Annotated in this window: 27 protein-coding genes; 11 read left to right on the forward strand and 16 right to left on the reverse strand. The window is 70.4% G+C overall.

Annotated elements, in window-relative coordinates; genetic code table 11:
- Positions 1-116 precede the first annotated feature (116 nt).
- The 3 genes from ACXJMZ_RS14685 to ACXJMZ_RS14695 all read right to left on the reverse strand — a co-directional run bounded on the left by ACXJMZ_RS14685 (position 117) and on the right by ACXJMZ_RS14695 (position 1,528).
- On the reverse strand, positions 117-197 hold the full coding sequence (locus ACXJMZ_RS14685) for a putative leader peptide (RefSeq protein WP_350529122.1): 81 nt from the start codon (positions 195-197) through the stop codon (positions 117-119).
- 196 nt (positions 198-393) lie between these two features.
- Positions 394-1,107: a hypothetical protein gene (locus ACXJMZ_RS14690; RefSeq protein ID WP_457030462.1), complete on the reverse strand. Its 714-nt coding sequence runs from the start codon at positions 1,105-1,107 to the stop codon at positions 394-396.
- Between the two features lie 175 nt (positions 1,108-1,282).
- Entirely contained in the window at positions 1,283-1,528 is a 246-nt protein-coding gene (locus ACXJMZ_RS14695) for a MoaD/ThiS family protein (RefSeq protein ID WP_457030493.1), read from the reverse strand.
- A 717-nt stretch (positions 1,529-2,245) separates the two neighbouring features.
- Here ACXJMZ_RS14695 and ACXJMZ_RS14700 point away from each other — a divergent pair.
- The 5 genes from ACXJMZ_RS14700 to ACXJMZ_RS14720 all read left to right on the forward strand — a co-directional run bounded on the left by ACXJMZ_RS14700 (position 2,246) and on the right by ACXJMZ_RS14720 (position 7,553).
- Positions 2,246-2,977 (forward strand): response regulator transcription factor, encoded by a 732-nt coding sequence (locus ACXJMZ_RS14700; protein WP_457030463.1) that lies wholly within the window; start codon positions 2,246-2,248, stop codon positions 2,975-2,977.
- A gap of 104 nt (positions 2,978-3,081) precedes the next feature.
- On the forward strand, positions 3,082-4,125 hold the full coding sequence (locus ACXJMZ_RS14705) for a LacI family DNA-binding transcriptional regulator (protein WP_057227868.1): 1,044 nt from the start codon (positions 3,082-3,084) through the stop codon (positions 4,123-4,125).
- 88 nt (positions 4,126-4,213) lie between these two features.
- Positions 4,214-5,302, forward strand: coding sequence for a S1C family serine protease (locus ACXJMZ_RS14710; protein ID WP_457030464.1), 1,089 nt, complete (start codon positions 4,214-4,216; stop codon positions 5,300-5,302).
- A gap of 44 nt (positions 5,303-5,346) precedes the next feature.
- Entirely contained in the window at positions 5,347-6,120 is a 774-nt protein-coding gene (locus tag ACXJMZ_RS14715; RefSeq protein ID WP_457030465.1) for a response regulator transcription factor, read from the forward strand.
- Positions 6,117-7,553 (forward strand): sensor histidine kinase, encoded by a 1,437-nt coding sequence (locus tag ACXJMZ_RS14720; RefSeq protein ID WP_457030466.1) that lies wholly within the window; start codon positions 6,117-6,119, stop codon positions 7,551-7,553. The genes ACXJMZ_RS14715 and ACXJMZ_RS14720 overlap by 4 nt, the downstream gene beginning before the upstream one ends.
- Positions 7,554-7,565: 12 nt before the next feature.
- Here ACXJMZ_RS14720 and ACXJMZ_RS14725 read toward each other — a convergent pair whose 3' ends face one another.
- The 7 genes from ACXJMZ_RS14725 to ACXJMZ_RS14755 all read right to left on the reverse strand — a co-directional run bounded on the left by ACXJMZ_RS14725 (position 7,566) and on the right by ACXJMZ_RS14755 (position 15,527).
- On the reverse strand, positions 7,566-7,970 hold the full coding sequence (locus tag ACXJMZ_RS14725; RefSeq protein WP_457030467.1) for a nuclear transport factor 2 family protein: 405 nt from the start codon (positions 7,968-7,970) through the stop codon (positions 7,566-7,568).
- Positions 7,971-8,118: 148 nt separating this feature from the next.
- The gene (locus tag ACXJMZ_RS14730) at positions 8,119-9,936 is read right to left on the reverse strand and encodes a bifunctional metallophosphatase/5'-nucleotidase (protein WP_457030468.1); all 1,818 of its coding nucleotides are present in this window, start codon (positions 9,934-9,936) and stop codon (positions 8,119-8,121) included.
- Positions 9,937-10,098: 162 nt separating this feature from the next.
- Positions 10,099-11,448 carry an ATP-binding protein gene (locus ACXJMZ_RS14735; RefSeq protein WP_057227881.1) on the reverse strand — a complete coding sequence of 450 codons (1,350 nt, stop codon included), beginning with the start codon at positions 11,446-11,448 and terminating at the stop codon, positions 10,099-10,101.
- Between the two features lie 22 nt (positions 11,449-11,470).
- A complete protein-coding gene (locus ACXJMZ_RS14740) occupies positions 11,471-13,039 on the reverse strand; it encodes an SCO6880 family protein (RefSeq protein ID WP_457030469.1) in 1,569 nt (522 codons plus the stop codon).
- A gap of 7 nt (positions 13,040-13,046) precedes the next feature.
- Positions 13,047-14,246 (reverse strand): hypothetical protein, encoded by a 1,200-nt coding sequence (locus ACXJMZ_RS14745; protein WP_457030470.1) that lies wholly within the window; start codon positions 14,244-14,246, stop codon positions 13,047-13,049.
- Positions 14,236-15,042 (reverse strand): hypothetical protein, encoded by an 807-nt coding sequence (locus ACXJMZ_RS14750; RefSeq protein WP_457030471.1) that lies wholly within the window; start codon positions 15,040-15,042, stop codon positions 14,236-14,238. Before ACXJMZ_RS14750 ends, ACXJMZ_RS14745 begins: the two co-directional genes overlap by 11 nt.
- Before the next feature lie 137 nt (positions 15,043-15,179).
- Positions 15,180-15,527, reverse strand: coding sequence for a hypothetical protein (locus tag ACXJMZ_RS14755; RefSeq protein WP_457030472.1), 348 nt, complete (start codon positions 15,525-15,527; stop codon positions 15,180-15,182).
- Positions 15,528-15,775: 248 nt separating this feature from the next.
- Between ACXJMZ_RS14755 and ACXJMZ_RS14760 the strand changes: the two genes are divergently transcribed.
- The gene (locus ACXJMZ_RS14760; RefSeq protein WP_457030473.1) at positions 15,776-16,828 is read left to right on the forward strand and encodes an NlpC/P60 family protein; all 1,053 of its coding nucleotides are present in this window, start codon (positions 15,776-15,778) and stop codon (positions 16,826-16,828) included.
- Positions 16,829-16,966: 138 nt separating this feature from the next.
- The gene (locus tag ACXJMZ_RS14765; protein WP_457030474.1) at positions 16,967-17,632 is read left to right on the forward strand and encodes a phosphatase PAP2 family protein; all 666 of its coding nucleotides are present in this window, start codon (positions 16,967-16,969) and stop codon (positions 17,630-17,632) included.
- Between the two features lie 123 nt (positions 17,633-17,755).
- Here the strand turns inward: ACXJMZ_RS14765 and ACXJMZ_RS14770 are convergent, their stop codons facing one another.
- A complete protein-coding gene (locus tag ACXJMZ_RS14770) occupies positions 17,756-17,908 on the reverse strand; it encodes a hypothetical protein (RefSeq protein ID WP_457030475.1) in 153 nt (50 codons plus the stop codon).
- Between the two features lie 156 nt (positions 17,909-18,064).
- Here ACXJMZ_RS14770 and ACXJMZ_RS14775 point away from each other — a divergent pair, with 156 nt between their 5' ends.
- Both ACXJMZ_RS14775 and ACXJMZ_RS14780 read left to right on the forward strand, forming a co-directional pair.
- Positions 18,065-18,901 carry a hypothetical protein gene (locus ACXJMZ_RS14775; protein ID WP_457030476.1) on the forward strand — a complete coding sequence of 279 codons (837 nt, stop codon included), beginning with the start codon at positions 18,065-18,067 and terminating at the stop codon, positions 18,899-18,901.
- Between the two features lie 104 nt (positions 18,902-19,005).
- Positions 19,006-19,188, forward strand: coding sequence for a hypothetical protein (locus ACXJMZ_RS14780; protein ID WP_057227894.1), 183 nt, complete (start codon positions 19,006-19,008; stop codon positions 19,186-19,188).
- 24 nt (positions 19,189-19,212) lie between these two features.
- On the opposite strand, the gene ACXJMZ_RS14785 is transcribed toward ACXJMZ_RS14780, so the two are convergent.
- The gene (locus ACXJMZ_RS14785) at positions 19,213-19,548 is read right to left on the reverse strand and encodes a metal-sensitive transcriptional regulator (protein WP_457030477.1); all 336 of its coding nucleotides are present in this window, start codon (positions 19,546-19,548) and stop codon (positions 19,213-19,215) included.
- Positions 19,549-19,855: 307 nt separating this feature from the next.
- Between ACXJMZ_RS14785 and ACXJMZ_RS14790 the strand changes: the two genes are divergently transcribed.
- Positions 19,856-20,476, forward strand: coding sequence for a DUF47 domain-containing protein (locus ACXJMZ_RS14790; protein ID WP_057227898.1), 621 nt, complete (start codon positions 19,856-19,858; stop codon positions 20,474-20,476).
- 5 nt (positions 20,477-20,481) lie between these two features.
- The gene (locus ACXJMZ_RS14795; RefSeq protein ID WP_457030478.1) at positions 20,482-21,477 is read left to right on the forward strand and encodes an anion permease; all 996 of its coding nucleotides are present in this window, start codon (positions 20,482-20,484) and stop codon (positions 21,475-21,477) included.
- A 78-nt stretch (positions 21,478-21,555) separates the two neighbouring features.
- Here the strand turns inward: ACXJMZ_RS14795 and pstB are convergent, their stop codons facing one another.
- From pstB to pstS, 4 genes are all read right to left on the reverse strand, one after another.
- Positions 21,556-22,332, reverse strand: a complete 777-nt coding sequence (gene pstB / locus ACXJMZ_RS14800) for a phosphate ABC transporter ATP-binding protein PstB (protein ID WP_057227903.1) — start codon at positions 22,330-22,332, stop codon at positions 21,556-21,558.
- Between the two features lie 42 nt (positions 22,333-22,374).
- Positions 22,375-23,445, reverse strand: coding sequence for a phosphate ABC transporter permease PstA (gene pstA / locus ACXJMZ_RS14805; RefSeq protein WP_457030479.1), 1,071 nt, complete (start codon positions 23,443-23,445; stop codon positions 22,375-22,377).
- Positions 23,445-24,425 (reverse strand): phosphate ABC transporter permease subunit PstC, encoded by a 981-nt coding sequence (pstC, locus tag ACXJMZ_RS14810; protein ID WP_457030480.1) that lies wholly within the window; start codon positions 24,423-24,425, stop codon positions 23,445-23,447. Before pstC ends, pstA begins: the two co-directional genes overlap by 1 nt.
- 297 nt (positions 24,426-24,722) lie before the next feature.
- The gene (pstS, locus tag ACXJMZ_RS14815) at positions 24,723-25,844 is read right to left on the reverse strand and encodes a phosphate ABC transporter substrate-binding protein PstS (RefSeq protein ID WP_457030481.1); all 1,122 of its coding nucleotides are present in this window, start codon (positions 25,842-25,844) and stop codon (positions 24,723-24,725) included.
- Between the last annotated feature and the right edge of the window lie 189 nt (positions 25,845-26,033).

The raw sequence follows: 26,033 nt of genomic DNA on the forward strand, positions 1-26,033 counted from the left end.
ATGCCAGGGTCGAGCTGGAGTCAGGGGCGCCAAGGCGGTCCAAGGCATAAAGCTGCCTGGTCAGAGCCATCGGCAGGGAGTGGGCAGGGCCGGACGTGCCGGTCAGAACCGCCCGTTCAGCGCATTCGACAGAGGCAGGCAGACACGCGGCACAGGTCTACCGCCCGCCGCTTCGTGAGGTCCGCCTGTCGCTTCATGCAGACGATGCTAGGGACTCGGACGGGCCGCTGTCATCAACGTGTCGAATAGTGAGACGATCTGCTTCGCATAGTGAGATTTGAGGGTTTCCCGCCTTGGCGGCACCGGGTCCGGCGCGTTCCCGAACCCGGGCGGGCGGACCCGGCGACGGTGATCCTGGACAGTGCGTCTCGCAGAGCGGACGCCAGCAAATGTTCAGCCGATCAGCCGCGACCCGAGCCAGGCCAGTGGCGCGGCCACCGCGAGCGGCAGCGCCACACCCGCCGTGAAGTGCACGAACCGGGACGGGAAGTCGTACGAGGCCACCCGGCGGCCGACCAGCGCACCGACCACCACCAGCCCCGCCAGGGCCGGCGGCCCACCCGCCAGCACCCCGGCGGTCGCGCCCAGCAGCGCCGCAGCGAACGGGCCGAGCACCCCGCCGACCGGGGCCGCAGCCAGCAGCGTGCCGACCGCCACCACCAGCAGCGCGGCCGGGACGTGAGCCGCGAGCAGCAGCGACGCCATCAGCCCGGTCAGCAGCACGCCCGAACCGAGCACCGTCAGCGCATAGAACCGCTCCGCCGGATCGGCCGGCCGGAACGTCTGCCAGACCAGCACCACCACGAGCCCCACGCCCAGCGCCGCCGCCAGCCCGGCCGCCCCGCCGGCCAGCACCGCGGCATCGGCCGCGAAGCCCGCCAGCGCCGCCCCGGCGATCCCCTGCCGGGCCGGCCACATGCCGTGCAGCCTGAACCACCCCACCGCGGTCAGCCCCTGAGCCACCATCAGCCCGGCCGTCAGGCCGTACCGGCCGCCCAGGGTGGCCGCCGCGAGCAGGGCGCACAGACCTGCGGTGAGCAGCGCGGGCCGCAGGCCCGGCGCCACGATCGGCGTGTCGCTCTTCGCGGGGGCGGCGGTCAGGACCATTGGGGGCTCCGTGGGCAGATGGGTCGGAAGTCAGGGGCTCGGGGAACGGCGACGGTTCATGGCTCTCGGATCACTGCGAAAGTGCCTGACCACCCACTCACGTTGAACGCTCCTGAGGTCGGCGTCGCAGTTCCCCGAGCCCCTGGCGTGTGCCACGACTGCCGTGTGCCGAAGGTCAGCCGCCCGCGAAGGGGGGCAGGGCCTCGATGGTGCCGTCGGCGGTGAGGGGGACGGTGGTGTGGTCGCGGGAGCCGACCTGGTGGCCGTCGACCAGGTAGCTGCAGTGGGCCAGGACCTGGAGCAGCTTCGGGTTCTCCGCGTGGCGCAACCGCACTGCGGCGAGCGCCTCGCCGAGGGTGGCGGCCTCGTACGGCTCCTCGGGGATCCCGGCGGCGGCCTTGGCCGCGGCCCAGTACCGGATGGTGCCGGTCACCCTGACGCCCGTGCCGGCCGTCGCTCGTGCGGTGGAAGTGTTCGCTGCCATGGCAGCCCTCCTCGTCGTCCTCGCCCGGTGCGGTGCGCCGGCTCTGCTGCCGGGGCACCCACGCCAAAGGTGTACACGTACGGTGCGGCCGGTGCGGCTCCCATGATGGACCGGCCGACCCCGGATGCCGTAACGACCCTGGTCGCGCGTGGCGTGCTCCGGCCCCCGGTGAACGGCGCGGACGTGGCGGGAGTCACGGCCGGAGTGGCCCGATGTGGCCAACCACCGGTTGCGCGGACCTCCCCGTGCGGGGAGTGGTCGGCTATTCTCGTGGCGTGAGGGACCTGGGCAGAGTCGCCCCCGGGTCCTTTTGTGTTTTCAGGACGCCACGTACGAATGGCCTCCCGGGACGGTGCCCCACCCGCACCGCCGTCGGCGAGGACCGGTCGGCCGGAGCCGCACAACGGTGTGCGGGAGCCCGGCCGGGCGGGAGTGCAGCGGGAGCAGACCGGAAGGTTCGCGGATGAGCAGGACTGAGACGGCGCGTCAGGGGTTGCGGGACCTCGGTCGCACGCCCCGGCCGGTGCTGCGCGCTCACGAACCGGTCGGATCTCACCCCTCGGACGTCCGCTCCCCCACCTTCACCGCAGCCGTCCACCGGCCCCCCGGCCGGCCGGCTGCGACCGCGACGACCCGGAAAGGGGACTACCGGGTATGAGTTCTCTCCTCCTCCTCACCAACGCGCTGCAGCCTTCCGCCGAGGTACTGCCGGCCCTCGGCCTGCTGCTGCACACCGTCAGAGTGGCCCCGGCCGAGGGCTCCGCCCTGGTCGACACCCCGAGCGCCGACGTCATCCTGGTGGACGGCCGGCGGGACCTGCCGCAGATCCGCAGCCTCTGCCAACTGCTCCGCTCCACCGGGATCGGCTCCCCGCTGATCCTGGTGGTCACCGAGGGCGGCCTGGCCGCCGTCACCGCCGAGTGGGGCATCGACGACGTCCTGCTGGACACCGCGGGCCCGGCCGAGGTCGAGGCCCGGCTGCGGCTGGCGATGGGCCGGCTCCAGGTGGTCTCCGACGACAGCCCGATGGAGATCCGCAACGGCGACCTCGTCGTCGACGAGGCCACCTACTCGGCCAAGCTCAAGGGGCGGGTGCTCGACCTGACCTTCAAGGAGTTCGAGCTGCTGAAGTACCTGGCCCAGCACCCGGGCCGGGTCTTCACCCGGGCCCAGCTGCTCCAGGAGGTCTGGGGCTACGACTACTTCGGCGGCACCCGGACGGTGGACGTGCACGTCCGGCGGCTGCGGGCGAAGCTCGGCGTCGAGAACGAGCAGCTGATCGGCACCGTCCGCAACGTCGGCTACCGCTTCGTCATCCCGGAGAAGCCGGACAAGGGCGAGCGGCCCGGCCTGGAGCAGCGCTCCCCGGCCGCCCGCGAGTACTGACGGGTCCATCCGGCATGACCGGCTTGTCCGACTACGCCCCGGCCTGTCCGGGGCGGGTCGGGCATCCCCCGCACCCCCTTGCGCGACCCGCGTAGACTCCCCCCGTGGCCAAGGTGACGCGTGACGATGTAGCCCGACTGGCTGGGACCTCGACCGCGGTCGTCAGCTACGTCATCAACAATGGGCCGCGCCCGGTCGCGCCCGCGACCAAGGAGAAAGTGCTCGCGGCGATCGACCAGCTCGGCTACCGGCCGAACAGCGTCGCCCAGGCGATGGCCTCCCGGCGGACCAACCTGGTCGGCATGGTCGTCCCCGACGCCCGGCAGCCGTTCTTCGCCGAGATGGCGCACGCGGTCGAACGAGCCGCCTCCGAGCGCGGCAAGCTGGTGCTGATCGGCAACTCCGACTACGTGGACGACCGCGAGGTGCACTACGTCCGCGCCTTCCTCGGCATGCGGGTCTCCGGTCTGATCCTGGTCAGCCAGGGTCCCTCGCAGCGGGCCGCCGAGGAGTTCGCCGCGATGGAGGGCGCCAAGGTGGTGCTGCTGCACCGCCGCCCCGAGGCGATCGACGACGTCGCGGTGGTCACCGACGACGTGGGCGGTGCCGAGACCGCCGTCCGCCACCTGCTCGAGGTGCACGGGCACCCGTACGTGGTCTGCTTCGGCGGCCCGGTCGAGCAGCCCGCCCCCGGCGACCCGGTGATCGACCACGTGGAGGGCTGGCAGCGCGCGATGGACGCGCACGGCCTCCCGGTCGAGCCCAACCTGGTGGACGCCCCGTTCCACCGCTACGGCGCCTACGAGGTCGCGGTGAAGCTGCTGCGCTCCCCGGAGCGTCCGCCCGCGATCTTCTGCTCCACCGACGACCAGGCGATCGGCGTGCTCCGGGCCGCCCGCGAGGTCGGCCTGCGGGTGCCGGAGGACCTGGCGGTGGCCGGCTTCGACGACATCCCCGAGGCCGCGCTGGCCGACCCGCCGCTGACCACCGTCGCCTCGGACCGGGACGCGATGGCCCGGGCCGCCGTCGACCTGGTGCTGGACGACTCGCTGATGGTCCCGGGTTCGGACACCGAGCGGGTCCGGAAGTTCCCGTCCCGGCTGGTCATCCGCCGTTCCTGCGGCTGCGGAGCCCCCACCGAGGCCTGACCAGGCTTTATGAGAAGTCAACGGGCTTCTCGGGTGGCTCTGACCGCGCTCTCATCCGGCTCTCATCAACCGGGCGGACGTTGGATGCATGAGCGACCAGCACCGCAACTCCGAAGACCAGGGTCCGTACGGCTACCCGGGCTGGACCCCGCCGCAGCCGGCTCTGCCGCCGACCGAGCCTCCGACCGCCCACGTGATCGAGGGCACCGTGCTCCCGCACGGCCCGTACGCCGAGGACTTCGCCGCTCCCCCGGCCCCGCCCGCACCCCCGGCGGGCCACGCCCGTAAGGGCTTCCTCAAGGGCCGGCTGGTCCTGGTCGCCGCCGTGGCCACGGTGGCCGCGCTGCTCGGCGGCGTCACCGGCGGGGTGATCGGCGCCGCCGACGGTTCCGGCGGCGGCAGCTCCAGCACCCTGGTCAGCCCGGTCTCCTCGAAGTCCGACGGCAGCGCCGACGTCACCGCGATCAACTCGGCGGTCTCGCCGAGCGTCGTCCAGATCACCGTGAAGTCCAGCTCGGGCACCGCGACCGGCACCGGCGTGGTGCTCACCGCCAACGGCCAGATCCTGACGAACTATCACGTCATCTCCGGCGCCGTCAGCGGCGGCGGCCAACTGACCGTCACCTTCAAGGACGGCTCCACCAAGAGCGCCACCGTGACCGGCACCGACGCCGCCCTGGACGTCGCCGTGATCACCGCCAGCGGCGCCAGCGGCCTGCCCACCGCCACCCTCGGCGACTCGGACGCCGTCCAGGTCGGCGACTCGGTGGTCGCCATCGGCAACCCCAAGGGCCTGACCGGCACCGTCACCTCCGGCATCATCAGCGCCAAGGACCGCCCGGTCACCGTCCAGGTCGACGAGTCCACCACCAGCGGCAACGGCGGCTTCGGCTTCCCCAACCTCCCCGGCCAGCGCAGCTCCGGCTCATCCGGCGGTGAGACCGCCAACTACAAGGCCCTGCAGACCGACGCCGCACTCAACCCCGGCAACTCCGGCGGCCCGCTGATCAACGCCGCCGGCCAGGTGATCGGCCTCAACTCCGCGATGTACTCCGCCAGCGGCTCCAGCTCCACTGCCGACTCCAGCACGGCGGGCAGCGTCGGGCTCGGCTTCGCCATCCCGATCAACGACATCAAGGACGTGCTGCCCAAGTTGCAGGCCGGCCAGCAGCTCTGAGAAGCACAATGACAAGACGACCGGCCTAGGAAAGGTCCCGCCCGATGACACCCCCCGCCGACGACCGCGCCCCTGCCGAGACCCCGGGCGGCACGGCCCGTCTCCTCGTGGTCGACGACGAGCCCGCCCTGCGGGACGCCCTGGAGAGCAGCCTCGCCTTCGAGGGCTACGAGGTCACCACCGCCACCGACGGCTTCGAGGCACTGGACGCCGTCGAACGCGACCACCCCGACCTGGTGCTGCTCGACATCATGATGCCCCGGATGGACGGCCTCACTGCCGTCCGCCGGATGCGGGCCCGGGGCGACACCGCCCCCGTCCTGATGCTCACCGCCCGCGACGCGGTCGGCGACCGGGTCACCGGCCTCGACGTCGGCGCCGACGACTACCTGGCCAAGCCCTTCGAACTCGACGAACTGCTGGCCCGGGTCCGGGCGTTGCTCCGCCGCAGCGCCCTCGCTTCGGAGGCCGCCGCCCGCGCGGCGGTCGAGGCCGAGGACACCGAGGTGCTGGCCTTCGGCGACCTGCGGATGAACACCGCCACCCGCGAGGTCACCCGCGAGGGCAAGCCGATCGAGCTGACCCGGACCGAGTTCATGCTGCTGGAGATGTTCCTCTCGCACCCGCGCCAGGTGCTGACCAGGGAGCAGATCCTCAAGGCCGTCTGGGGCTTCGACTTCGAGCCCTCCTCCAACTCGCTGGACGTCTACGTGATGTACCTGCGCCGCAAGACCGAGCAGGGCGGCATGCCCCGCCTGATCCAGACCGTCCGCGGCGTCGGCTACGCACTGCGGTCTGCGACCGGCACAGCGGCGTGAAGCGACTCACCGGCTGGTTCCACAGCCGCTCCCTCCGGAGCCGGCTCGCCATGCTCACCGCCGCCGCAGTGGCGGTCGCCATCGCGCTCTCGGCGCTGGCCTGCTGGTTCATCGTCAGGGACCGGCTGTACCAACAGGTCCGGGACAACCTGTCCGCAGCGAGAATTCCCAACTCACCGGGCGGGCCCAAGGTTTACTGCGGCTCAACTCCGGAAGACGCGCTCGCCGAGGCCGAGGCGGCAGCCACCCGATTCGGCGCTCTACCGTTCCCTGGCGGCAATCCGGACATCCAGCTGGTCGCCACCGACGGCAGCGTCTGCTTCCCAATCGATGCGGACCGGATCATCAAGACCTCTCCATCCGACTACACGGCCGACGGGACCAGCTATCGCGACGGCAGCTACTCCGACGGCACCTCCGCGATGGTGCGCCGCTCCAACGGCGTGGCGAAGATCAACGGCAAGCCGTACACCATGCTGGTCGCCGCCCCGATGACCACCGTGGACGAATCGCTCCAGCAGCTCGCGTTGATCCTGCTCGGTGTCGCCGCGCTCGGCGTGGTCGGCGCCGGAGTCACTGGGCGCTTGGTCGCGCGGTCCGCGCTCAAGCCGGTGGACCACCTCACGGACGTGGTCGAGCACATCGCCCGTACCGAGGAGGTCGGCTCCACCATCCCCGTGCACGGGGACGACGAGATCGCCCGGCTCTCCTCCTCCTTCAACTCGATGTCCACCGCGCTCGCCAACTCCCGTGACCGGCAGACCCGGCTGATCGCCGACGCCGGGCACGAGCTCCGTACGCCCCTCACCTCCCTCCGGACCAACGTCGACCTGCTGATCCGCTCCAACGACACCGGCCGCCCGCTGCCCGAAGCGACCCGCACCAAGCTGCTCGGCAACATGAAGGCGCAGATGCAGGAGCTCACCCTGCTGATCGGCGACCTGCTCCAGCTGTCCCGCCCGGACTCCCCCAGGGCCGAGCTGAACCCCACCGTGGTCGCCCTCCACGAGATCGCCGAACGGGCCGTCGAACGGGCCCGGCTGCGCGGCCCCGGCCTGCACTTCGACCTCGCCATCGACCCCTGGTACGTACACGGCGACGCCGCCGCGCTGGAACGCGCGGTGATCAACCTGCTGGACAACGCCGTGAAGTACTCCCCACCCGGCGGTACCGTCGAAGTCAGCCTGAACCAAGGCCGGTTGACGGTCCGTGACCACGGCCCGGGCATCCCGCAGGACGAGCTCCAGTACGTCTTCGACCGGTTCTGGCGCTCCCCGTCCTCCCGCCAGCTCCCCGGCTCCGGCCTGGGGCTCTCGATCGTCGCCCAGACCATCCGCGACTCCGGCGGCGAGGTCGCCCTCGGTGCACCCCCGGACGGCCCGGGCACCCTGGCCACCGTCCGCCTCCCGGGCCAGCCGGCCCGGCCCGAGTGAGCGGGCGGGCCGTCAGCCGGCGGCCCGCACCATCGCGAGCAGGCCGCCGAGGTCCTGCTCGAAGGTGAACTCCCGGACCAGGGTGGTCCATCGGCCCTGCTCCCGGCGCCAGACGAAGGTGTAGAGCACCGGCCCGCCCTCGTTCACCCGGCGCATCACGATCGTCCCCTGGCCGCCGTACTCGCTGGTGGTCAGGAAGGTGACGTCGTCGAGGGCCTCACCAACCACCTGCCCCTGGGCGCGCACCGCCCGGAACCGGGCCATGAACTGCTCCTTCACCAGGGTCACCACCTGCCCCGCCCCGTCGAAGCGGACGTTCTCGAACTCCGGGTCGTAGAGGGCGTCCAGTGCCTCCACGTCCATCGCGAGTCCGGCGTTCAGGTACTCCCACATCCGGTCCACCAGCGCCTGATCCATGGTCAACTCCCAGCCCCGGACGCCTCGGTACGGCCCGCCACCCCTCCAAGGTCGCAGCCGCCACCCACAGATCACCGGCATCTCACCCACACGAAAGGGGCACCCCCGCAGGGGTGCCCCTCTCACTGCGTCAGAGCGTCAGCGGACGTCAGTCGAGGTCCTCGCCGACACCGATGATCTTGATCCGGTCCTGCGCCGGGACCGCCAGCGGGGCGGTGGCGGAGGAGTTCGCGCCGAGGTAGGCCGCGAACAGGTCGAGGTCGGAGGCGCCGACCAGCTTGTCGGTGCCCGCCGCGAAGGTCGGGAAGCCGTCGCCGCCGCCGGCCAGGAACTCGTTGGCCGCGACCCGGTAGTTGGCCGTCAGGTTGATCGGGGCGCCGTTCAGCTTGACCGAGTCGGCCGGCACCCGGTCGGCGCCGGTCTTGTTGAGGTCCAGGGTGTAGGTCAGTCCCTTGGAGTTCTGCAGGATCTTCGGGGCAGCCGTGTTGAGGCCACTGACCTGCTCCTTGAGCAGCTGGACGACCTGAGCACCCGTCAGGGTCTTGACCTGCATCATGTTGGTGAACGGCTGGACGGTGAACGCCTCGCCGTAGGTCACCACACCGTCGCCCTCGGCGCCGCTGGCCTTGTAGACCAGGTCGGACCGGATGCCGCCCGGGTTCATGAAGGCGATCTGCGCGCCGCCCTTGTCGGCCGCCGCGAGCCCGGCCAGCTGGCCGTCGGCGATCACGTCACCGAGCGGCTTCTCGAAGGCGCTGGAGCCGCGGCCGTTGACGTCGGCGCCGATCCAGCCGAGCGAGCGGTTGGCGATCGGGGCCGCCAGCTTGCTGTACTGGCTGATCAGCGAGGTGATGTCCGGCGCCTTCTCGACGGTGCGGCGCACCACGTGGTTGGCGGCGGTGACCGACGGGCGGACGATGGCGCCGGTCCGCTTGTCGAGCTTGAGGTTGATCTCGGTGTACAGGCGGCCGAACGAGGCGGCACTGGTGACCGAGCGCGGCACACCCTGCGGGTCCGGGATGGCGCAGGCGTACGCGTTGTGGGTGTGACCGGTGACGATCGCGCCGATCGCCGGGTCCAGGCCCTTGGCGATGTCGACGATCGGGCCCGAGATGCCCTGGCCGGCCGCGCCGCAGTCGTAGTTGTACGTGGTGGAGGCGGGGTAGCCGCCCTCGTGGATCAGCGCCACGATCGAGTCCACGCCACGGTGCTTGAGCTCCGCGGCGTACTTGTTGATGGTCTCGATCTCGTCGCCGAACTTGAGGCCCTGGATGCCGGCGGCGGTGACGATGTTCGGCGTGCCCTCCAGGGTCGCGCCGATGAAGCCGACCTTGACGCCGTGGACGTTCTTCACCCAGTACGGCTTGAGGATCGGGCGGCCGGTCTTCTCGTTGGTGACGTTGGCGGCCAGGTACTGGAACTCCGCGCCGTCGAACTCGCGGCCTTCCTGGTAGCAGCCGTCGGTCGGGTGGCAGCCACCGTTCTGCAGCCGGAGCAGCTCCTTGGAGCCCTCGTCGAACTCGTGGTTGCCGACGCTGGTGACGTCCAGGCCGATCTTGTTGAGCGCCTCGACGGTGGGCTCGTCGTGGAACAGCGCGGAGACCAGCGGGCTGGCGCCGACCAGGTCGCCGGCCGCGACGGTGACCGTGTTGCGGTGGCCCTCGCGGGCCTGGCGCAGCGCGGTGGCCAGGTACTCCATGCCGCCGGCCGGGGTGTCCACCACCTTGCCGGTCGCCGGGTCTATCTCCTTGATGTTCCCGGAGGAGCCGGCCGGCGGCTCCAGGTTCCCGTGCAGGTCGTTGATCGCGAGGATCTGGAGGTCCTCGGTCTTCGGCTTGTGCCAGTCCCAGTCCCAGCCGTTTGCCTGGGCGGCACCCGGCGCGAGCAGTGTCCCGAAAAGACCGACAGCGGCGGCCGCGGCGTACGCGGGCCGACGGAAGCGGCCGAGCTGGCCGACATTGGGCATGAGGATTCCCCTGCACCGTTTGGGGCTCCGCTGTGGGGGGAGCCGAGGGTGGTGTGACCCGATGCAGCCTAGAGTCAACGCGCGTAGCTGTCAGGACCCTGAAGGTAACGAGAGCGTTTCCTGGAGACGAATCCGCCCCGGCGATCGAAGACTGATCACCCGTCACCTACGCGGCTCGGCCTCCAGGTGCCGCTCGGCCCGGTCCCGCTCCGCCACCGCGTCCTCGGTCATCGCGCGGTCGGTGTACACCAAGGGGCGCTCGGCCTCGGTGATGATGTGCTTGACCACTTGGACGTTGCCGTTCACGTCCCAGACCGCGATGCCGGGCGAGAGGGTCGGGATGATCTCCACCGCCCAGCGCGGCAGGCCCAGCACCCGGCCGGTGGCTCTCGCCTCGTCGGCCTTCTGCATGTAGATGGTCCGGGTGGAGGCCATCTTGAGGATCGCCGAGGCCTCCTTGGCCGCCGCCCCGTCCACCACGTCGGAGAGATGGTGGACCACCGCGACGAAGGACAGCCCGAGCCGGCGGCCGAACTTCAGCAGCCGCTGGAACAGCTGGGCCACGAACGGGCTGTTGATGATGTGCCAGGCCTCCTCGACCAGGAAGATCCGCTTCTTCCGGTCGGGACGGATCCAGGTGTGCTCCAACCAGACCCCGACGATCGCCATCAGGATCGGCATCGCGATCGAGTTCCGGTCGATGTGCGAGAGGTCGAAGACGATCAGCGGCGCGTCCAGGTCGATGCCGTCGGTGGTGGAGCCGTCGAACATGCCGCGCAGGTCGCCGTCGACCAGCCGGTCCAGCACCAGCGCGACGTCCAGACCCCAGGACTGGACGTCCTTCACCTCGACCCCGAGCGAGTCGGTCGAGCCCAGCTCGGGGCTGCGCAGGGTGGTGATGATGTCGTCCAGCACCGGCTGACGGTCCGTCACGGTGGCCAGCACATGCGCGTGCGCGGCCTTCAGCGCGAAGCCCGCCCGCTCCTCCAGGCCGCGCCCCATCGCCACCTCGATGATGGTGCGCAGCAGCGACAGCTGGCCGGTGGTGGTGATCGCCGGGTCGAGCGGGTTGAGCTTGACGCCGCCGTCCCGGGCGGCCATCGGGTCGAGCCGGATGGACTTTATCCCCAGCGCGTTGGCGATCAGGTTCCACTCGCCGACGCCGTCCTCGCCCTGCGCGTCCAGCACCACCACCTGGCGGTCCTTGAAGCGCAGTTGGCGCAGCACGTAGGTCTTCTCCAGCGCCGACTTGCCGTTGCCGGACTCGCCGAGCACCAGCCAGTGCGGGGCGGGCAGCTGCTGCCCGTACAGCTGGAACGGGTCGTAGACGTAACCCTTGCCGCTGTACACCTCGCGGCCGATGATCACCCCGGAGTCGCCCAACCCCGGGGCGGCGGTGGGCAGGTACACCGCCTGGGCCTGGCCGGTGGAGGTGCGCACGGGCAGCCGGGTGGTCTCCACCTTGCCGAACATCAGGCTGGTGAAAGCGTCGGTCAGGCTTCCGATGGCCATCAGTGGTCCTCCCGAGAGGGGTTCAGCGGCGGATGCCCGTGGCGAACGGGAGGGTGTTGACGAAGGCCCGGTGGTGCTCGCGGTCGCACCACTCCAGCTTGAGGTAGCTCTTGCCCGCCGAGGCGCGGATGGTGCGCTTGTCGCGGGCCAGCGCCTCGGGGCTGCGCGAGGAGACCGTGATGTACCCGACCAGGTTGACCCCGGCCGCGCCGGAGGCCAGGTCGTCGCCGCGCTGGTCCACCCGGCCGGTGTGCGCCAGGTCGCGCGGGTCCACCGTGCGGTTCATCTTGGCGGCCCGGCTGGCCTCCGCCTCGTCGTTGGTCTTCTCGGTCAGCATCCGCTCGATCGCGACGTCGGTCGGCTCCAGGTCCATCGTGACGGCGACGGTGCGGATCACGTCCGGGGTGTGCACCAGCAGCGGGGCCAGGAAGTTGACGCCGACCGGGGTGAGCGGCCACTCCTTGATCCAGGCGGTGGCGTGGCACCACGGCTCCCTGGTGGCCGACTCACGGGTCTTGGCCTGCAGGAACAGCTGGTGGGTGGCGTCGAGTTCGGCCGGCCAGGCGTTCCGCTGGCTCATCGCCTGGATGTGGTCGATCGGGTGGTCCGGGTCGTACATCGAGTGCAGCAGCGAGGACAGCCTGGCATGGCCGAGCGGCTGTCGGACCCGGATGTCGGCCTCGGCCAGCCGGGCGCAGATGTCGGTCAGCTCACGGGCCATCACCGCCGCCAGACCCTCGTCGTCCCTGGCCCGCCGGGCGCCGGAGGTCCGGCCCATCGCGTGCGCCTCGGCCGCCAGGTCCCGGGTGTAGTGCATACAGGCCACCAGGTAGGCCCGGTGCTGCTCGGAGGAGGTGGAGACCATCGACTGGAGCTGGTCGTAACTGTCCTGCAGCCAGTCGGGGGAGGACGGATTGCCCCGGCGCTCGACGTCCTTGGCGTGCGCGTCCGGGTCGGCCGGCAGCGTCCGGGCCAGGATCTGAAGCCGGGTCACGAAGCCGTCCCCGTTGGCGACATGCTTGAGCAGCGTGCCGAACCGGTCGACCAGCGTCTCCTGGTCCTCCGAGTCGCGCAGCCCGACGCCCGGGCCCTCGATCTCGATCGCGGCCGTCACGGTACGGCGCTCCAGGTGCATCAGCACCCCGACCTCGTCCGGACCGAACGGCGCGGAGAGCCAGCGCAGCCGCCCGACGCCCGGCGGCGGGCCGATCTCGATCTCCCGGCCGTCCAGCCGCGTCCCGGCGTCCACCACGTCGGACCGCCAGAGCCCGCGGCCGGCCCGCGCGGTGCGGCGGTAGGTGCGGTTGATCTCCACCCACTTGTAGAACGTCCGGCGCCGGTAGGGCACGTAGACGGCCATCACGGCGAGCAGCGGCAGACCGATCAGACCGGCGATCCGCAGCGGCAGGACGGGCATCGCCAGGCCCCACACCATGCCGAGGAAGGCGCCGAAGATGATCAGCACGATCTCCCCGGACTCCCGGTTGCGCCCGATCGGCGCGTTCGGGCGGGACTTGCCGATCAGATAGGTGCGGCGCTGGTGCACGTACGGCTGGGTGTAGGAACCTCCGCCGTACTGTTCGCTGCTCACTGGCCGGTCACGCTCCCTTCACTGGGTTGGTGGTCGGAGCGGGGGCCTGGGCCGGTGGAGCGGGAGCGCGGTTGCCGTGCGCGGCGATACCGGGGGCGACCGAACCGCCGCCCGCTCCGGTGGACGCGTTGGCGGTCTGCGGGCCGCCGCGCGAGCCGTGCGTGGAGATGCCCTGCTTGACCAGGTTGGCCGGGCCGTTGATCATCGCGGAGCCGGCCGAGACGGCGCTCGCCCTGGCGTTCCGGAGCTGCATCATCTCGTCGCCGAAACCGGGGACGAAGCGGTAGACGGAGGCGCTGGCGAAGATCGACAGGAACAGGATGGCCAGGCCGGAGAGCACCTTGGAGAAGTCGTCGGKGGSCCCSGCGCCCGGGGCCCCCSCCCCCGCCCCCCCCATCACCCCGGCCCAGCGCCGGACGTGCTTCCAGAGCTGCTTGTCCACCAGCCCGGCGTACACGGCGGTGCCGAGCAGCGCCCCGACGTAGAGCATCGCGGCCCGGATCAGCAGCTCGATCCAGAGCACCGCCGCGGCCAGCACCGCGACCAGCGAGATGATGATCAGGATCAGCGGCCCGCCGCCGATCGACCCCTTCTCCAGGGTGTCCGCGAAGCCGCCCAGATAGGTGCCGGTGTCGGACTTGGTGCCCGCCGAGATCGCGTCGGTCAGGCCGTCGGTGGCGGAGACCAGGGTGTAGAGGATCAGCGGGGTGAAGGCCGAGGCGATGACGGTCAGCCAGAGGAAGCCGATCGCCTCCGAGATGGCACCGGCCAGCGAGGCGCCACGGACCGCGCGCTTGGTCACCGCGAGCAGCCAGAGCACCAGGGTGATCACCGTGGAGGCCGCGAACACCACCGCGTACTGCTGGAGGAAGGCGGCGTTGGTGAAGTCCACCTGGGTGGTGCCGTCGATCGCGCCGGACAGCGCCCGCACCACGTACGCGGCGGCCTGGGCGCAGCCCTTGGCCAGTGAGCCGAGCGGGTCGGTGATACCGCCGCCGACGCCACTGACACCGCCGCTGGGGACCACCGCGGCGCCGGAGGGCGCGTTGCAGACGTTGCCCGCGCCCGGCAGCGGCACGTCGCACCTGGGTGTCGGCGAGGGCACCACCGGGTCGGCCCAGGCCTGCTGGGCGGCCAGCAGGGCCAGGACCGGGAGCGAACCGAGCAGCACGGCTGCCCGGCGGAGCCGGTGACCGTCAACGGGCATAGCGGAAGCCTCCGAAGTCCTGGACGGCGCCGGTGATCTCCTCGGCGGTGGCGGCCTGTTGGTCGCCGGGCAGCGGGGCCGGACCGGTGCGCCGGGCGAAGTCGGTCAACTTCCAGTCGGCTCCCGTCCAGCGCATCGTGACGGTGAGGGTGTACCAGTTCTCGGTGACCGGCAGCACCGAGGTGTTGCCCGCCAGCCCCAACAGGCCGGTGCACCAGACCTCGACCACGGTGGCCGTGTCGGCGGTGTTGCTGGTCCTGGTGCCGACCGGGATCGTCCGGCTGACGAAGGTCTGCCCCTTGGGGGCCTTGCCCTTCTCGTCCAGGCCGAGCCGGCCCAGCGTCTCCTTGCTGAACGCCGCGTCCAGCCGGGCGGTCAGGGCGGCCTGGCTGGTGCTGTCGGCGATGGTGGCCAGCACGGTGCGCCGTCCTTCGGCCCGCAGCATCTCCGCCGAGCCGAGCGCCACCGCGTAGTTGGCGGCGGCGGACTGCGCGCCCTGGTCGGTGTGCGGGTGGCCGACGCCGATGCCGTTCGAGGCGGTGGCGACCGGCAGTTGCCCCGACGGCGCGGTGGCGGCCACCGTCGGAGCGGCCACCTGATCGGCCGAGGCCGCGCCGGCCGGGTCCGGCTTGTCCCGGTTCGCGATGGAGATGGCCACCACCAGCAGGGTCACCACCAGCAGCACCGTCAACAGGGTGCGCAGTGGCCGGGGCTGACGGCCCGTCGACTGGTAGACGGACTGCTCGCCGACCGGCAGCCGCGTCCGAGTGTTCGGCTGGTCGTCGGACACCGGCACGGCGGCCCTCCTGGTACGGGGAGCCCGACGGGCGCCCAAGCGTGGACTGACTGTGCTGCGCGAACGGGGTGGGAAGCGCGACAGCCCGGTGGCCACGGCCGCCTGGCCGTGCCACCGGGGATAGGACTGTCTGATCGTCAGATGGCCATGCCGTACACAATGGTGAACAGAGTGCCGAGTGATCCGATGATGAACACGCCGGTCAGACCCGCGACGATCAGCCCCTTGCCCTGTTCGGCCCCGAAGGTGTCCCGCATCGCGGTCGCGCCGATCCGCTGCTTGGCCGCACCCCAGATGGCGATGCCCAGGCAGGACAGGATGGCGACCGCCATCACCACCTGGACCATCGTCCTGGCCTCGGCACCGAGGCTCGCGAACGGGCCCCAGTCCGGGGCGATGCCGCCGATGATGGTGTCGATGCCGGCCTTCTTGGGCTCCTCGGCCAGGAAGCCGATCCGGTCATTCAGCACGCTGCTCAGGTTCATTCCATCTCACCGCCCGATCAGGCAAATTCAAGGCCCCGGACCAGGGTTGCGCGAAGGGCCGGTACCCATTCTTGGCCAGATCTGATGCCGACTTGGCTGCTTCTCGCGGATTGGTCGTGGGGGATGGGACACGTACGCCAGGATGTCCACCGTACGAATGATACCGCTCACTCTTTGTATCTGCGATGATTGCGCTGAGCAATGCCTTCTCGGATACAGGAAACTGACGCCTCGTCGGGACGGTGCTGATGCTACTCGGGAAGGCCAAGGCCGCCGCAGCCGCCACCGGCGTGCTCGCCGTCGGCTTCGTCGGCGTGATCGTGCTCGGCACGTACGCCGCCAGCGGAGCCCCACAGGCACCCACCAACAACCTGAGCCTCTCCAGCCGTTCGGTCCCGGCCGTGTACCAGGCACCGATCGAACAGTGGGGCGCCCTCTGCCCGGAGATCTCGCCGCCGATGCTGGCCGCCCAGCTCTACCAGGAGAGCGGGTTCAAGCCGACCGCCAGGAGCGGCGTCGGTGCGCAGGGGATGGCCCAGTTCATGCCCGACACCTGGCGCACCTACGGCCGGGACGGCAACGGCGACGGCAAGGCCGACCCCTGGGACCCGATGGACGCCATCGCCTCCGCCGCCACCTTCGACTGCGCGCTCGCCAAGTACGTCGCCAAGGTCCCCGGCGACCTGCAGTCCAACATGCTGGCCGCCTACAACGCCGGGCCCGACGCGGTCACCAAGTACCAGGGCATCCCGCCGTACAAGGAGACCCAGGGCTACGTACGGAGCATCAAGTCGCTCACCCAGAGCTTCACCGCGCCCGTGGCCGGCAGCTCACTCGCGATGTCCGCCCAGGCCGCCGGTGCGATCTACTACGCCCAGCGGACCCTGGGCACCCCCTACCTCTGGGGTGGCAACGGCTGGGCCTCGCAGGACGGCCGGTTCGACTGCTCCGGCCTGACCGAGGCCGCGTTCGCCAGCGTCGGCATCGACCTCCCCCGGGTCGCCAACGACCAGTGGAACTCGGGGCCGCACCCCAGCCGGGACCAGCTCCGCCCGGGCGACCTGGTCTTCTTCGCCACCGACCAGAGCGACCCGCGCTCGATCGACCACGTCGGGATCTACGTCGGCGGCGGCTACATGATCAACGCCCCGCACACCAACGCGGTGATCCGCTACGACAGCATCGACCGGGCCAAGTACTTCGGCGCCACCCGGGTCACCCCCGATGGCGCGGGCGCCCTGCCGGCCAGGAACGCCGACGGCGAGATCGCGAGCGGCAGCCAGGGCACCGGGCGGGCCTGACCGCACTGGTCAGGGGTCTGTGGTTGCGGAGTGGACGGTCCGTCAATTTTTCGTAACACCGCTTCGACCCGGAACCCGATACCCCGGTTCTGACGTTGTGTCCGATGGCGAACAATCGGATTCCGACGGAGGTGTGGCGTGTCGACGCTGCTCGGCGACACGACCGGGCCCGACCTGGAGCTGCTGCGCGCGGTGAACGGTCTGGCCGACTCCGCGCCCGCCTGGGTCGACAGCACGGTCGCCTGGCTCGGCGAGTACGGCATCCTGCTCGGCCTGGCCCTGCTCGGGCTGGTCGCCTGGCTCCAGGCCCGCCGCCGCCCCGACGCCCCGGTCGCCATCGCCGGCCTGCTCTGGGCGCCGCTCGCGGTCGCCCTCTGCGAGCTCGCCAACCTGCCGATCTCCGCCCTGGTGAACCGGCCCCGGCCGTTCGTCGACCACCCCGACCTCGACGTCCTGGTGGCCGGCAAGGAGGGCACGCTCTCCTTCGTCAGCGACCACTCGGCAATGTCGATGGGCCTCGCGGTCGCCCTGTACCTGGTCAACCGCCGCCTCGGCCTGATCGCCGCCGGGCTCGCCCTGCTCCAGGGCTTCGCCCGGCTGTACGTCGGGGTGCACTACCCGACCGACGTGATCGGCGGCTACGCACTGGCGGCTGCGGTGGTGCTGCTGCTCGCCCCGATCGCGATGGCCGTCCTGGTCCCGCTCTGCCACTCCCTCACCCGGACCGCCCTGCGACCACTCCTGATCGCCCCTCAGCCCCGCCGCCGCGCCCGCCACCACGCAGAGCGCGACCTCGCCGCGTAGCCGCCAGGGGCCCGGGGAACGGCGGCGCCTACCTCGTGCAAGGTGATCCATGCACAGGTGGTCAGGCACTTTCGCAGTGACCCGAACGCTAGATCTCCTCGCAGTTCCCCGAGCCCCTGGTGGCTAATCGCCGGAGTCAGGTGCCGCCAGGTGTTCTGCGGCGTCCCTGCGGGAGCGGTCACGGGAGCGGCGGGCCGGGGCCGACCAGCCGCAGGTGCAGTGGGCGATGGCGAAGGAGCCGCGTTCGTCGATCGTCACGTGATGCTCGCGGGACACCCTGTCACGGTAGCCGCTCCTCCGACCGGCGCGAAATGAACATCGCGCGCCGGTCCGACCGTAACCCCCTGTCCCTCAACTCGTTTGCCACGCAAGAGCTCTGCCCATCCGGGGTGGCTGCTTGCCGGGTCCAGGCCCGAGGGGGTTGTCGCTGTCGTGAAGAAGTCCGCTCGTACCGCCGCTGCCGTGGCGGTACTCGCCGCCGCTCTTACCGCCTGTGGAGGCGGCTCGGGCCAGCCGGCCGGCGGTTCCGCCGACCAGTTGTCGGCCGATCCGCTGACCGCCGTCCGCAGCGCGGCCGACATCACCGGCCGCACCGGTTCCGCCCAGGCGGTCACCGAGCTGACCACCGAGTCCGGCGAGAAGAAGGCGGTGTTCAACGGCATCGGCGGCTACGACTACGTGAAGCGGATCGGGCGCCTGGAGATCACCGTCCCACCGGGTGCCGCGACCACCGGGAAGATCGTCGAGGTGGTGCTGCCCGGCACGGTCTACCTGCAGAACAGCGGGGCGAAGATCCCCGAGGGCAAGTGGGTGAAGCTGGACATCCGCCAGCTCCCGGACGGGAACCTGGTCAGCAGCGGCGCGACCGACCCGGCCAGTGCGGCCGGGGCGCTGCGCGGGGCGCAGCAGGCGGAGCTGGTCGGCACCGAGTCGGCCGGCGGGGTGGAGCTCAAGCACTACAAGGGGGTGCTCGACCTGGCCAAGGCCGCCGAGGCCACCGGCGGGCGCGGCGGGGACGGGCTGCGGATGGCCGCGGGGACGTTCACGGTGAAGGAGATCCCGTACGAGGTCTGGCTGGACGGGCAGGGGCGGCTGCGCAAGGTGGTGCAGACCTTCGGGTTCTCCGGCGTGGCCGGTTCGAAGCAGCCCAAGGACCAGGTGAAGGTGGTCTCGGTGCTGTCGCTGTCCGACTTCGGCAAGCCGGTACAGGCCGTGGAGCCCACGCCGGCCGAGATCTACTCCATGAAGCCGTCCGCCCCGCCGAGGTAACCGCCCGGATGGTGGGCAGAGATGGCCCGTCCGTGCCATGCGGTCGCATGCCCCGGCTCCCTACGCTGGAGTCCGGGGCGGCACGCCACCGGTCGGACGGGTCCATGGGGGTGGAACGGGTGATGGCGTCCTCGGGGCCCCGTGGCAGCGGTCACGACCAGACCGCCCTGGACGAGATCGAGCTGACCGGAGAGCTGATGATCGCCGCCTCCGGCAGCGAGGGCGAGCGGCTGGCCCCCGAGCGGATCGATGAGGTGCTGCTGGCGGGTGACGAGGCGTCGGACTGACCGGTGGTCAGGCCGGGCCGCCCGTCAGGTCCGCAGCAGGCGGGAGATGGCGGCGGCGGCCTCGGCCACCTTGGCGTCCAGCGCGTCCCCGCCCTCCTCGGCGGCGGCTGCCACGCAGTGCCGCAGGTGCTCCTCCAGCAGCGAGAGCGCGAAGGCCTGCAGGGCCTTGGTGTTGGCCGAGACCTGGGTCAGGATGTCGATGCAGTAGACGTCCTCGTCGACCATCCGCTGCAGGCCGCGCACCTGGCCCTCGATCCGGCGCAGCCGCTTGAGGTGCTCGGCCTTCTGCGGGCTGTACCCGTGCGGGCCCGGCCCGGTCTCCTGCTGGTGCTCGGCACCCTGTGTCCCGACGTTGGTCATCCCGTCCGCCTAAGTCTCGGTGCTCACCTGTCCGTAGGGCTCAAGTGTCCAACACCACGGGCCACCGGTCTGTTCCTCCGTCTGAGCGGCGCGACGGATCCCCCCGTGCAACAGGGGGGTAATCGGGCCGCTGTTCCGTCAGACTGATGGCTCACGTCCGCACGCCGGTGTGCGGACCCGACGGCACCGCTCTGCGCCGACAATCGGAACCGGATGCTCCGCTTCCTCGAACATCACCCCGTTTGCGCACTTCTGACGCCTTGCGCCTAGCATCGTTCAGTCCCTACCCCGCACATCGGAGATTTCCGTGCGTTTTAGCCTGACCCCGAAGGAGACGAGCTTCTACGACATGTTCGCCGCAGCCGCGGAGAACCTGGTCGTGGGATCGAAGCTCCTGCTGGAACTGCTGGGTTCAGACGTGTCGGCCCGCGCGGAGATCGTCGAGCGCATGCGCGCCGCCGAGCACGCCGGGGACGACACCACCCATGCGGTGTTCCACCAGCTCAACTCCTCCTTCATCACGCCCTTCGACCGCGAGGACATCTACAGCCTCGCCTCGTCGCTGGACGACATCATGGACTTCATGGAGGAGGCGGTCGACCTGGTCGTCCTCTACGACATCCAGACCCTGCCCAAGGGTGTCGAGCAGCAGATCGAGGTGCTCGCCCGGGCCGCCGAGCTGACCGCCGAGGCGATGCCGAAGCTGCGCACCATGACCAAGCTCACCGAGTACTGGATCGAGATCAACCGGCTGGAGAACCAGGCCGACCAGATCCACCGCAAGCTGCTCGCGCACCTGTTCAGCGGCCAGTACGAGGCGATCGAGGTGCTGAAGCTCAAGCAGGTCGTGGACGTCCTCGAAGAAGCTGCCGACGCGTTCGAGCACGTGGCCAACACGGTGGAGACCATCGCCGTCAAGGAGTCCTGACCAGCGTGGATACGGCAGCACTCATCGCCGTCCTCGGGGTGGCGTTCTTCTTCACGTACACCAACGGCTTCCACGACTCGGCGAACGCCATCGCCACCTCGGTCTCCACCCGGGCGCTCACCCCGCGCGCCGCGCTGGCGATGGCCGCGGTGATGAACCTGGCCGGCGCCTTCCTCGGCACCGGTGTCGCGAAGACCGTGTCCGAGGGCCTGATCGCCACCCCGACGGGCCGTCAGGGGATGGGCATCCTGTTCGCCGCGCTGGTCGGCGCGATCACCTGGAACCTGGTCACCTGGTACTTCGGGCTGCCCTCGTCCTCCTCGCACGCGCTGTTCGGCGGCATGGTGGGCGCGGCGCTGGCCGGTGGCACCGAGGTGATCTGGTCCGGCGTGGTGGACAAGATCATCATCCCGATGTTCCTGTCCCCGATCGTCGGCCTGGTGGCCGGCTTCCTGGTGATGCTGGCCATCCTGTGGATCTTCCGGAAGGCCAACCCGCACCGGGCCAAGCGCAACTTCCGGGTCGCGCAGACCGCTTCGGCCGCCGCGATGGCGCTGGCGCACGGTCTCCAGGACGCCCAGAAGACCATGGGCATCGTGGTGATGGCGCTCACCATCTCGGGCCACCAGAGCGGTGGCGACATCCCGGTCTGGGTGAAGATCTCCTGCGCCACGGCGCTCTCGCTGGGCACCTACGCGGGTGGCTGGCGGATCATGCGGACCCTCGGCCGCAAGATCATCGAGCTGGACCCGCCGCAGGGCTTCGCGGCCGAGACCACCGCCGCGACGATCATGTACATCACGTCGTTCGTCTTCAAGGCGCCGATCTCCACCACCCACGTGATCACCTCGGCGATCATGGGCGTGGGGGCCACCAAGCGGATCCGCGCGGTCCGTTGGGGCGTGGCCAAGAACATCGTGATGGGCTGGTTCATCACCATGCCGGCCGCCGCCGCGGTCGCCGCGCTGATGTACTGGCTGGTGTACCTCATCTTCAACTGACCGACCATCAGCACATGACGAAGGCCCGCCCCCACATCACGGGGGCGGGCCGCCCCCCCCCCCCCCCCCCCGCGGGTCTCAGCCGAACCGGCCCGAGATGTAGTCCTCGGTGGCCTGGACGGACGGGTTGGAGAAGATCCGCTGGGTGTCGTCGAGCTCGACGAGCTTGCCCGGCTGACCGACCCCGGCGAGGTTGAAGAAGGCGGTGCGGTCGGAGACCCGGGCCGCCTGCTGCATGTTGTGGGTCACGATCACGATGGTGAACTGCGACTTGAGCTCACCGATCAGGTCCTCGATGGCGAGGGTGGAGATCGGGTCCAGGGCCGAGCAGGGCTCGTCCATCAGCAGCACCTGCGGCTCGACCGCGATCGCGCGGGCGATGCAGAGCCGCTGCTGCTGACCACCCGACAGACCGGAGCCGGGCTTGTTCAGGCGGTCCTTGACCTCGTTCCAGAGGTTGGCGCCCTGGAGCGACTTCTCCACCACGCCGTCCAGCACGGACTTCTTCTTCACGCCGGCCAGCTTGAGCCCGGCCGCCACGTTGTCGTAGATCGACATGGTGGGGAAGGGGTTCGGGCGCTGGAAGACCATCCCGACGGTGCGGCGGACGGCGACCGGGTCGACCGCCGAGGCGTACAGGTTCTCGTCGTCGAGCAGCACCTTGCCCTCGACCCGGGCACCCGGGATCACCTCGTGCATCCGGTTGAGCGTCCGCAGGAAGGTGGACTTGCCGCAGCCGGACGGGCCGATGAAGGCCGTCACCGAGCGGGGCTCGACGGTCATCGAGATGTCCTCGATGGCCTTGGTGGTGCCGTAGTAGGCGGACAGTCCGCTGACGTCGATGCGCTTGGCCATGATCGTTCGTCTCTTTCGTCTTCTGCTGCGTCAGTCGGTCTGTCAGTGCCCGGACTTGGGCGAGCGCCAGCGGGCGATGCCACGAGCGACCAGGTTGAGCGCCATCACGAAGGCGATCAGCACCAGTGCGGCGCCCCAGGCCCGGGCGTACCCGAAGTCGTTGTTGGTCTGGTACTGCTGCCAGATGTACAGCGGCAACGACTGCTGCGGGCCCTCGAACGGGTTCTCGTTGATGATGTCGGACCCGAAGACCAGCATCATCACCGGCGCGGTCTCACCCGTGATGCGGGCCACGGCCAGCATCACACCGGTGGTGATTCCGCCGATCGCGGTCGGGAGGACGACCCGCAGGATGGTCTTCCACTTCGGCACGCCCAGGGCGTAGGAGGCTTCGCGCAACTCGTTCGGGACGAGCTTGAGCATCTCCTCGGTGGAGCGGACCACCACCGGCACCATCAGGATCGCCAGCGCGAGGCTGCCTGCGAAGCCCGAGTACTGGAAGCCGAAGAGCAGGATCCAGAGCGAGAGAATGAACAGACCGGCGACGATCGACGGGATACCCGTCATGACGTCGACGAAGAAGGTGACCGCCTTGGCGAGCCGGCCACGGCCGTACTCCACCAGGTAGACGGCGGTCAGCAGACCGATCGGGGCTGCCATCGCGGTGGCCAGCGCCACCTGCATCAGGGTGCCGATCAGCGCGTGGTAGACACCACCACCCGCCTCGGTCTGCAGCACGCCCTTCATGGAGTGGTTCAGGAAGCGGGCGTCGACCACGCTCGCGCCCTGCTGGATGGTGTAGAAGACCAGCGCGGCCAGCGGGATGACCGCCAGCACGAAGGCCAGCCAGACCACCGAGGTGGCGAGCCGGTCCTTGGCCTGCCGGCGGCCCTCGACCTTCGCCGAGAGCGCGTAGGTGAGCCCGACGAAGGCCAGTCCGGCCAGCAGACCCCACTGGATCTTGCTGTCGAGACTGCCGATCAGGCCGATCGCGACACCGATCACGACCGACAGCGCGGCGATCCCGGCCGGGGCCCAGCTCGGCAGCCGATTGGTCGTCAGACCCCGGCGCAGCTGCGGCGCGACGGCAACCGAGTCGGTAACGGTACTCATCAGTTGGCCCCCGAGTATTCCTTGCGGCGCGCGATGATCATCCGCGCGGCACCGTTCACCAGCAGGGTGATCACGAACAGGACGAGACCGGAGGCCATCAGCGCGTTCCGGCCGTTCTCGCCGGCCTCGCCGAAGCGGAGCGCGATGTTCTGCGCGAAGGTGCCGCCACCCGGGTCCATCAGGTGCAGCGAGAGCACCGGGCTGGAGGAGAGCACGGTGGCGACCGCGATGGTCTCACCGAGCGCCCGGCCGAGGCCGAGCATCGAGGCGGAGATCACGCCCGGGCGGCCGAACGGCAGCACCGCGGTGCGGATCATCTCCCAGCGGGTCGCCCCCAGGGCGAGCGCCGCCTCCTCGTGCATCCGCGGCGCCTGCTTGAAGACCTCGCGGGACACGGCGGTGATGATCGGAAGAATCATGATGGCCAGCACGATCCCGACGGTGAACAGGGATCGCGGGGCGGCCCCGGTCTTGGTCGAGTCGAAGATGTACGTCCAGCCGAGGTACTCGTCCATCCAGCTGGTCAGACCGCTCATGTGCGGGACCAGGAAGAGCGCGCCCCAGAGGCCGTAGACGATGCTGGGCACGGCCGCCAGCAGGTCCACCAGGTAGGCGAACGGCTGGGCGATCTTGCGCGGGGCGTAGTGCGAGATGAACAGCGCCACGCCGACGGCGACCGGCACCGCGATGACCATCGCGATGATCGAGCTGGCGATGGTGCCGAAGACCAGCACCGCGATGCCGAAGGTCGGCACCGGTGCGTCCGGCAGCCACTCGAAGGTGGTGAAGAAGTTGCCCTCGTTGTGCCCGAACGAGAGGAACGAACGGTACGTCAGGAACCCTGCGATGGCGGCCATGATGACCAGCAGCAGGATGCCCGAACCGCGGGAGAGGTTGAAGAAGATCTTGTCGCCACGCCGGCTGTCCGATCGGCCCCGGCGGGCCCTGCCGCCGGAGGCGACAGGGGGTGATGAAGTCATGGTCTCTACTCCGGTCTGGTGGTGCTGCCCCGCGGAGGGCGGCACCATGGCGGCGGTGCCCCGGACTTGGACCCTCCGGCAACTGGGGGGCGGAGGAAGGAGCGGCGTTGGAGTGCGTGCCTCGGCGGTGCCGAGGAGGAAGTCCATGCGGAGCATCGGCGCCCGACGAGAAGCCGTCGAGGCACGCACTCCGGCGTCGCGACGCCGCCCCCCAGTTGCCGGAGGGTCCTGTGGTGATGCCGGCCGGGCAGCCCCGCCCCCCTCTTCGAGGGCCGCCCGGCCGGTGGTTCAGTCAGATCAGGCCAGCGCGGTGACCGCGGTCTTGACCTTCTCGCTCAGCTCCTTGGGGAGCGGCACGTAGCCCTTGGTGCCGATGGCCTGCTGGCCGGCGTCGCTGACCGCGTAGGTCAGGAAGGACTTCAGGGTGTCGAGCGTCTCGGCCTTGTTGCCCTTGTCGCAGACGATCTCGTACGTGACCAGGACGAGGGGGTAGGAGCCCTCCTCCTTGGTCGCGTAGTCCAGGGTCAGCGCCAGGTCGCTGCCGGTGCCCGCGATCTTCGCCTTGGCGAAGGTGGCCGCGGCGTTGGCGGCGGTGGCCTCGACCGGCTTGCTGGCGCCGGTCGCGATCGCGGCCGACTTCAGGTTGTTGGTCTGGGCGAAGGAGAGCTCGGCGTAGCTGATCGAGTTCGGGACCTGCTTCACCTGGGCCGAGACACCGGCGCTCTGGGCCGCCGACTGGCCGCCCTTGCCCGCCCAGGTCTTGCTGGCCTTGTACGGCCACGCGCCACCGGAGGTCTTCTCCAGGTACTTGGTCAGGTTCTCCGTGGTGCCGGAGTCGTCCGAGCGGTGGACCGCCTGGATCTCGGCGTCGGGCAGCTTGGCGGTCGGGTTCAGCTTGGCGATCGCCGGGTCGTTCCACTTGACGATCTTCGAGTCGAAGATCCCCGCGATGGCCGGGCCGTCCAGGACGAGGTTGTCCACGCCGTCCACGTTGTAGATGACCGAGATCAGACCGGCGACCAGCGGCAGGTTGATGCCCTGACCGGTCTTGCAGACCTCCTTGGACGCGGTGACATCCGCCTCCTTGAGCGCCGAGTCGGAGCCCGCGAAGGCGACCTTGCCCTGGTTGAACTGCTGGACACCGGCGCCCGAACCGCCACCGGAGTAGGTGATCGTCGAACCGGCGCAGGCGTTGCCGAAGGCAACCTTCCAGGTGTCGATCGCGTTGCCCTGCGCGGTGGAACCGGCGCCGAGCAGCTGACCGGCCTTGCCACAGGCAATGGCCGCGGCCGACGGGGCGCCGGACGCCTTCGGGTCGGCGTTGTCGTCCGAGCCGCAGGCCGCGAGCGACAGCGAGCCAACGAGCGCCATGGCACCGATCGCGAGGGCCTTGGAGCGGCCGTTCCGCTGGAGCTTCACAGGGGTTCCCTTTCTGTGGCACCACCCGTCCTCGGCCTGCTCCCAGGAGCGGGAGGGCGGTACGGGTTCTGCTGTGGTCCGGGGTCCGTGCGGCCCTCCGGTGCTACCGAAGTTAAGCCGGGTAGGTGACGCGTCAGGCGGTCACAAGTGAACGAGGAGTGAACCTGTAGCGGACGGCGGGAAACACCG

This window comes from Kitasatospora sp. P5_F3, from assembly GCF_054049135.1.

Bases quoted from the DNA above. Each gene is read 5' to 3' on its own strand.
- ACXJMZ_RS14685 (WP_350529122.1), bottom strand. From the start codon at position 197: ATGAAGCGACAGGCGGACCTCACGAAGCGGCGGGCGGTAGACCTGTGC.
- ACXJMZ_RS14690 (WP_457030462.1), bottom strand. From the start codon at position 1,107: ATGGTCCTGACCGCCGCCCCCGCGAAGAGCGACACGCCGATCGTGGCG.
- ACXJMZ_RS14700 (WP_457030463.1), top strand. From the start codon at position 2,246: ATGAGTTCTCTCCTCCTCCTCACCAACGCGCTGCAGCCTTCCGCCGAG.
- ACXJMZ_RS14710 (WP_457030464.1), top strand. From the start codon at position 4,214: ATGAGCGACCAGCACCGCAACTCCGAAGACCAGGGTCCGTACGGCTAC.
- ACXJMZ_RS14715 (WP_457030465.1), top strand. From the start codon at position 5,347: ATGACACCCCCCGCCGACGACCGCGCCCCTGCCGAGACCCCGGGCGGC.
- ACXJMZ_RS14725 (WP_457030467.1), bottom strand. From the start codon at position 7,970: ATGGATCAGGCGCTGGTGGACCGGATGTGGGAGTACCTGAACGCCGGA.
- ACXJMZ_RS14730 (WP_457030468.1), bottom strand. From the start codon at position 9,936: ATGCCCAATGTCGGCCAGCTCGGCCGCTTCCGTCGGCCCGCGTACGCC.
- ACXJMZ_RS14735 (WP_057227881.1), bottom strand. From the start codon at position 11,448: ATGGCCATCGGAAGCCTGACCGACGCTTTCACCAGCCTGATGTTCGGC.
- ACXJMZ_RS14755 (WP_457030472.1), bottom strand. From the start codon at position 15,527: ATGAACCTGAGCAGCGTGCTGAATGACCGGATCGGCTTCCTGGCCGAG.
- ACXJMZ_RS14760 (WP_457030473.1), top strand. From the start codon at position 15,776: ATGCTACTCGGGAAGGCCAAGGCCGCCGCAGCCGCCACCGGCGTGCTC.
- ACXJMZ_RS14780 (WP_057227894.1), top strand. From the start codon at position 19,006: ATGGGGGTGGAACGGGTGATGGCGTCCTCGGGGCCCCGTGGCAGCGGT.
- ACXJMZ_RS14785 (WP_457030477.1), bottom strand. From the start codon at position 19,548: ATGACCAACGTCGGGACACAGGGTGCCGAGCACCAGCAGGAGACCGGG.
- pstB (WP_057227903.1), bottom strand. From the start codon at position 22,332: ATGGCCAAGCGCATCGACGTCAGCGGACTGTCCGCCTACTACGGCACC.
- pstA (WP_457030479.1), bottom strand. From the start codon at position 23,445: ATGAGTACCGTTACCGACTCGGTTGCCGTCGCGCCGCAGCTGCGCCGG.
- pstC (WP_457030480.1), bottom strand. From the start codon at position 24,425: ATGACTTCATCACCCCCTGTCGCCTCCGGCGGCAGGGCCCGCCGGGGC.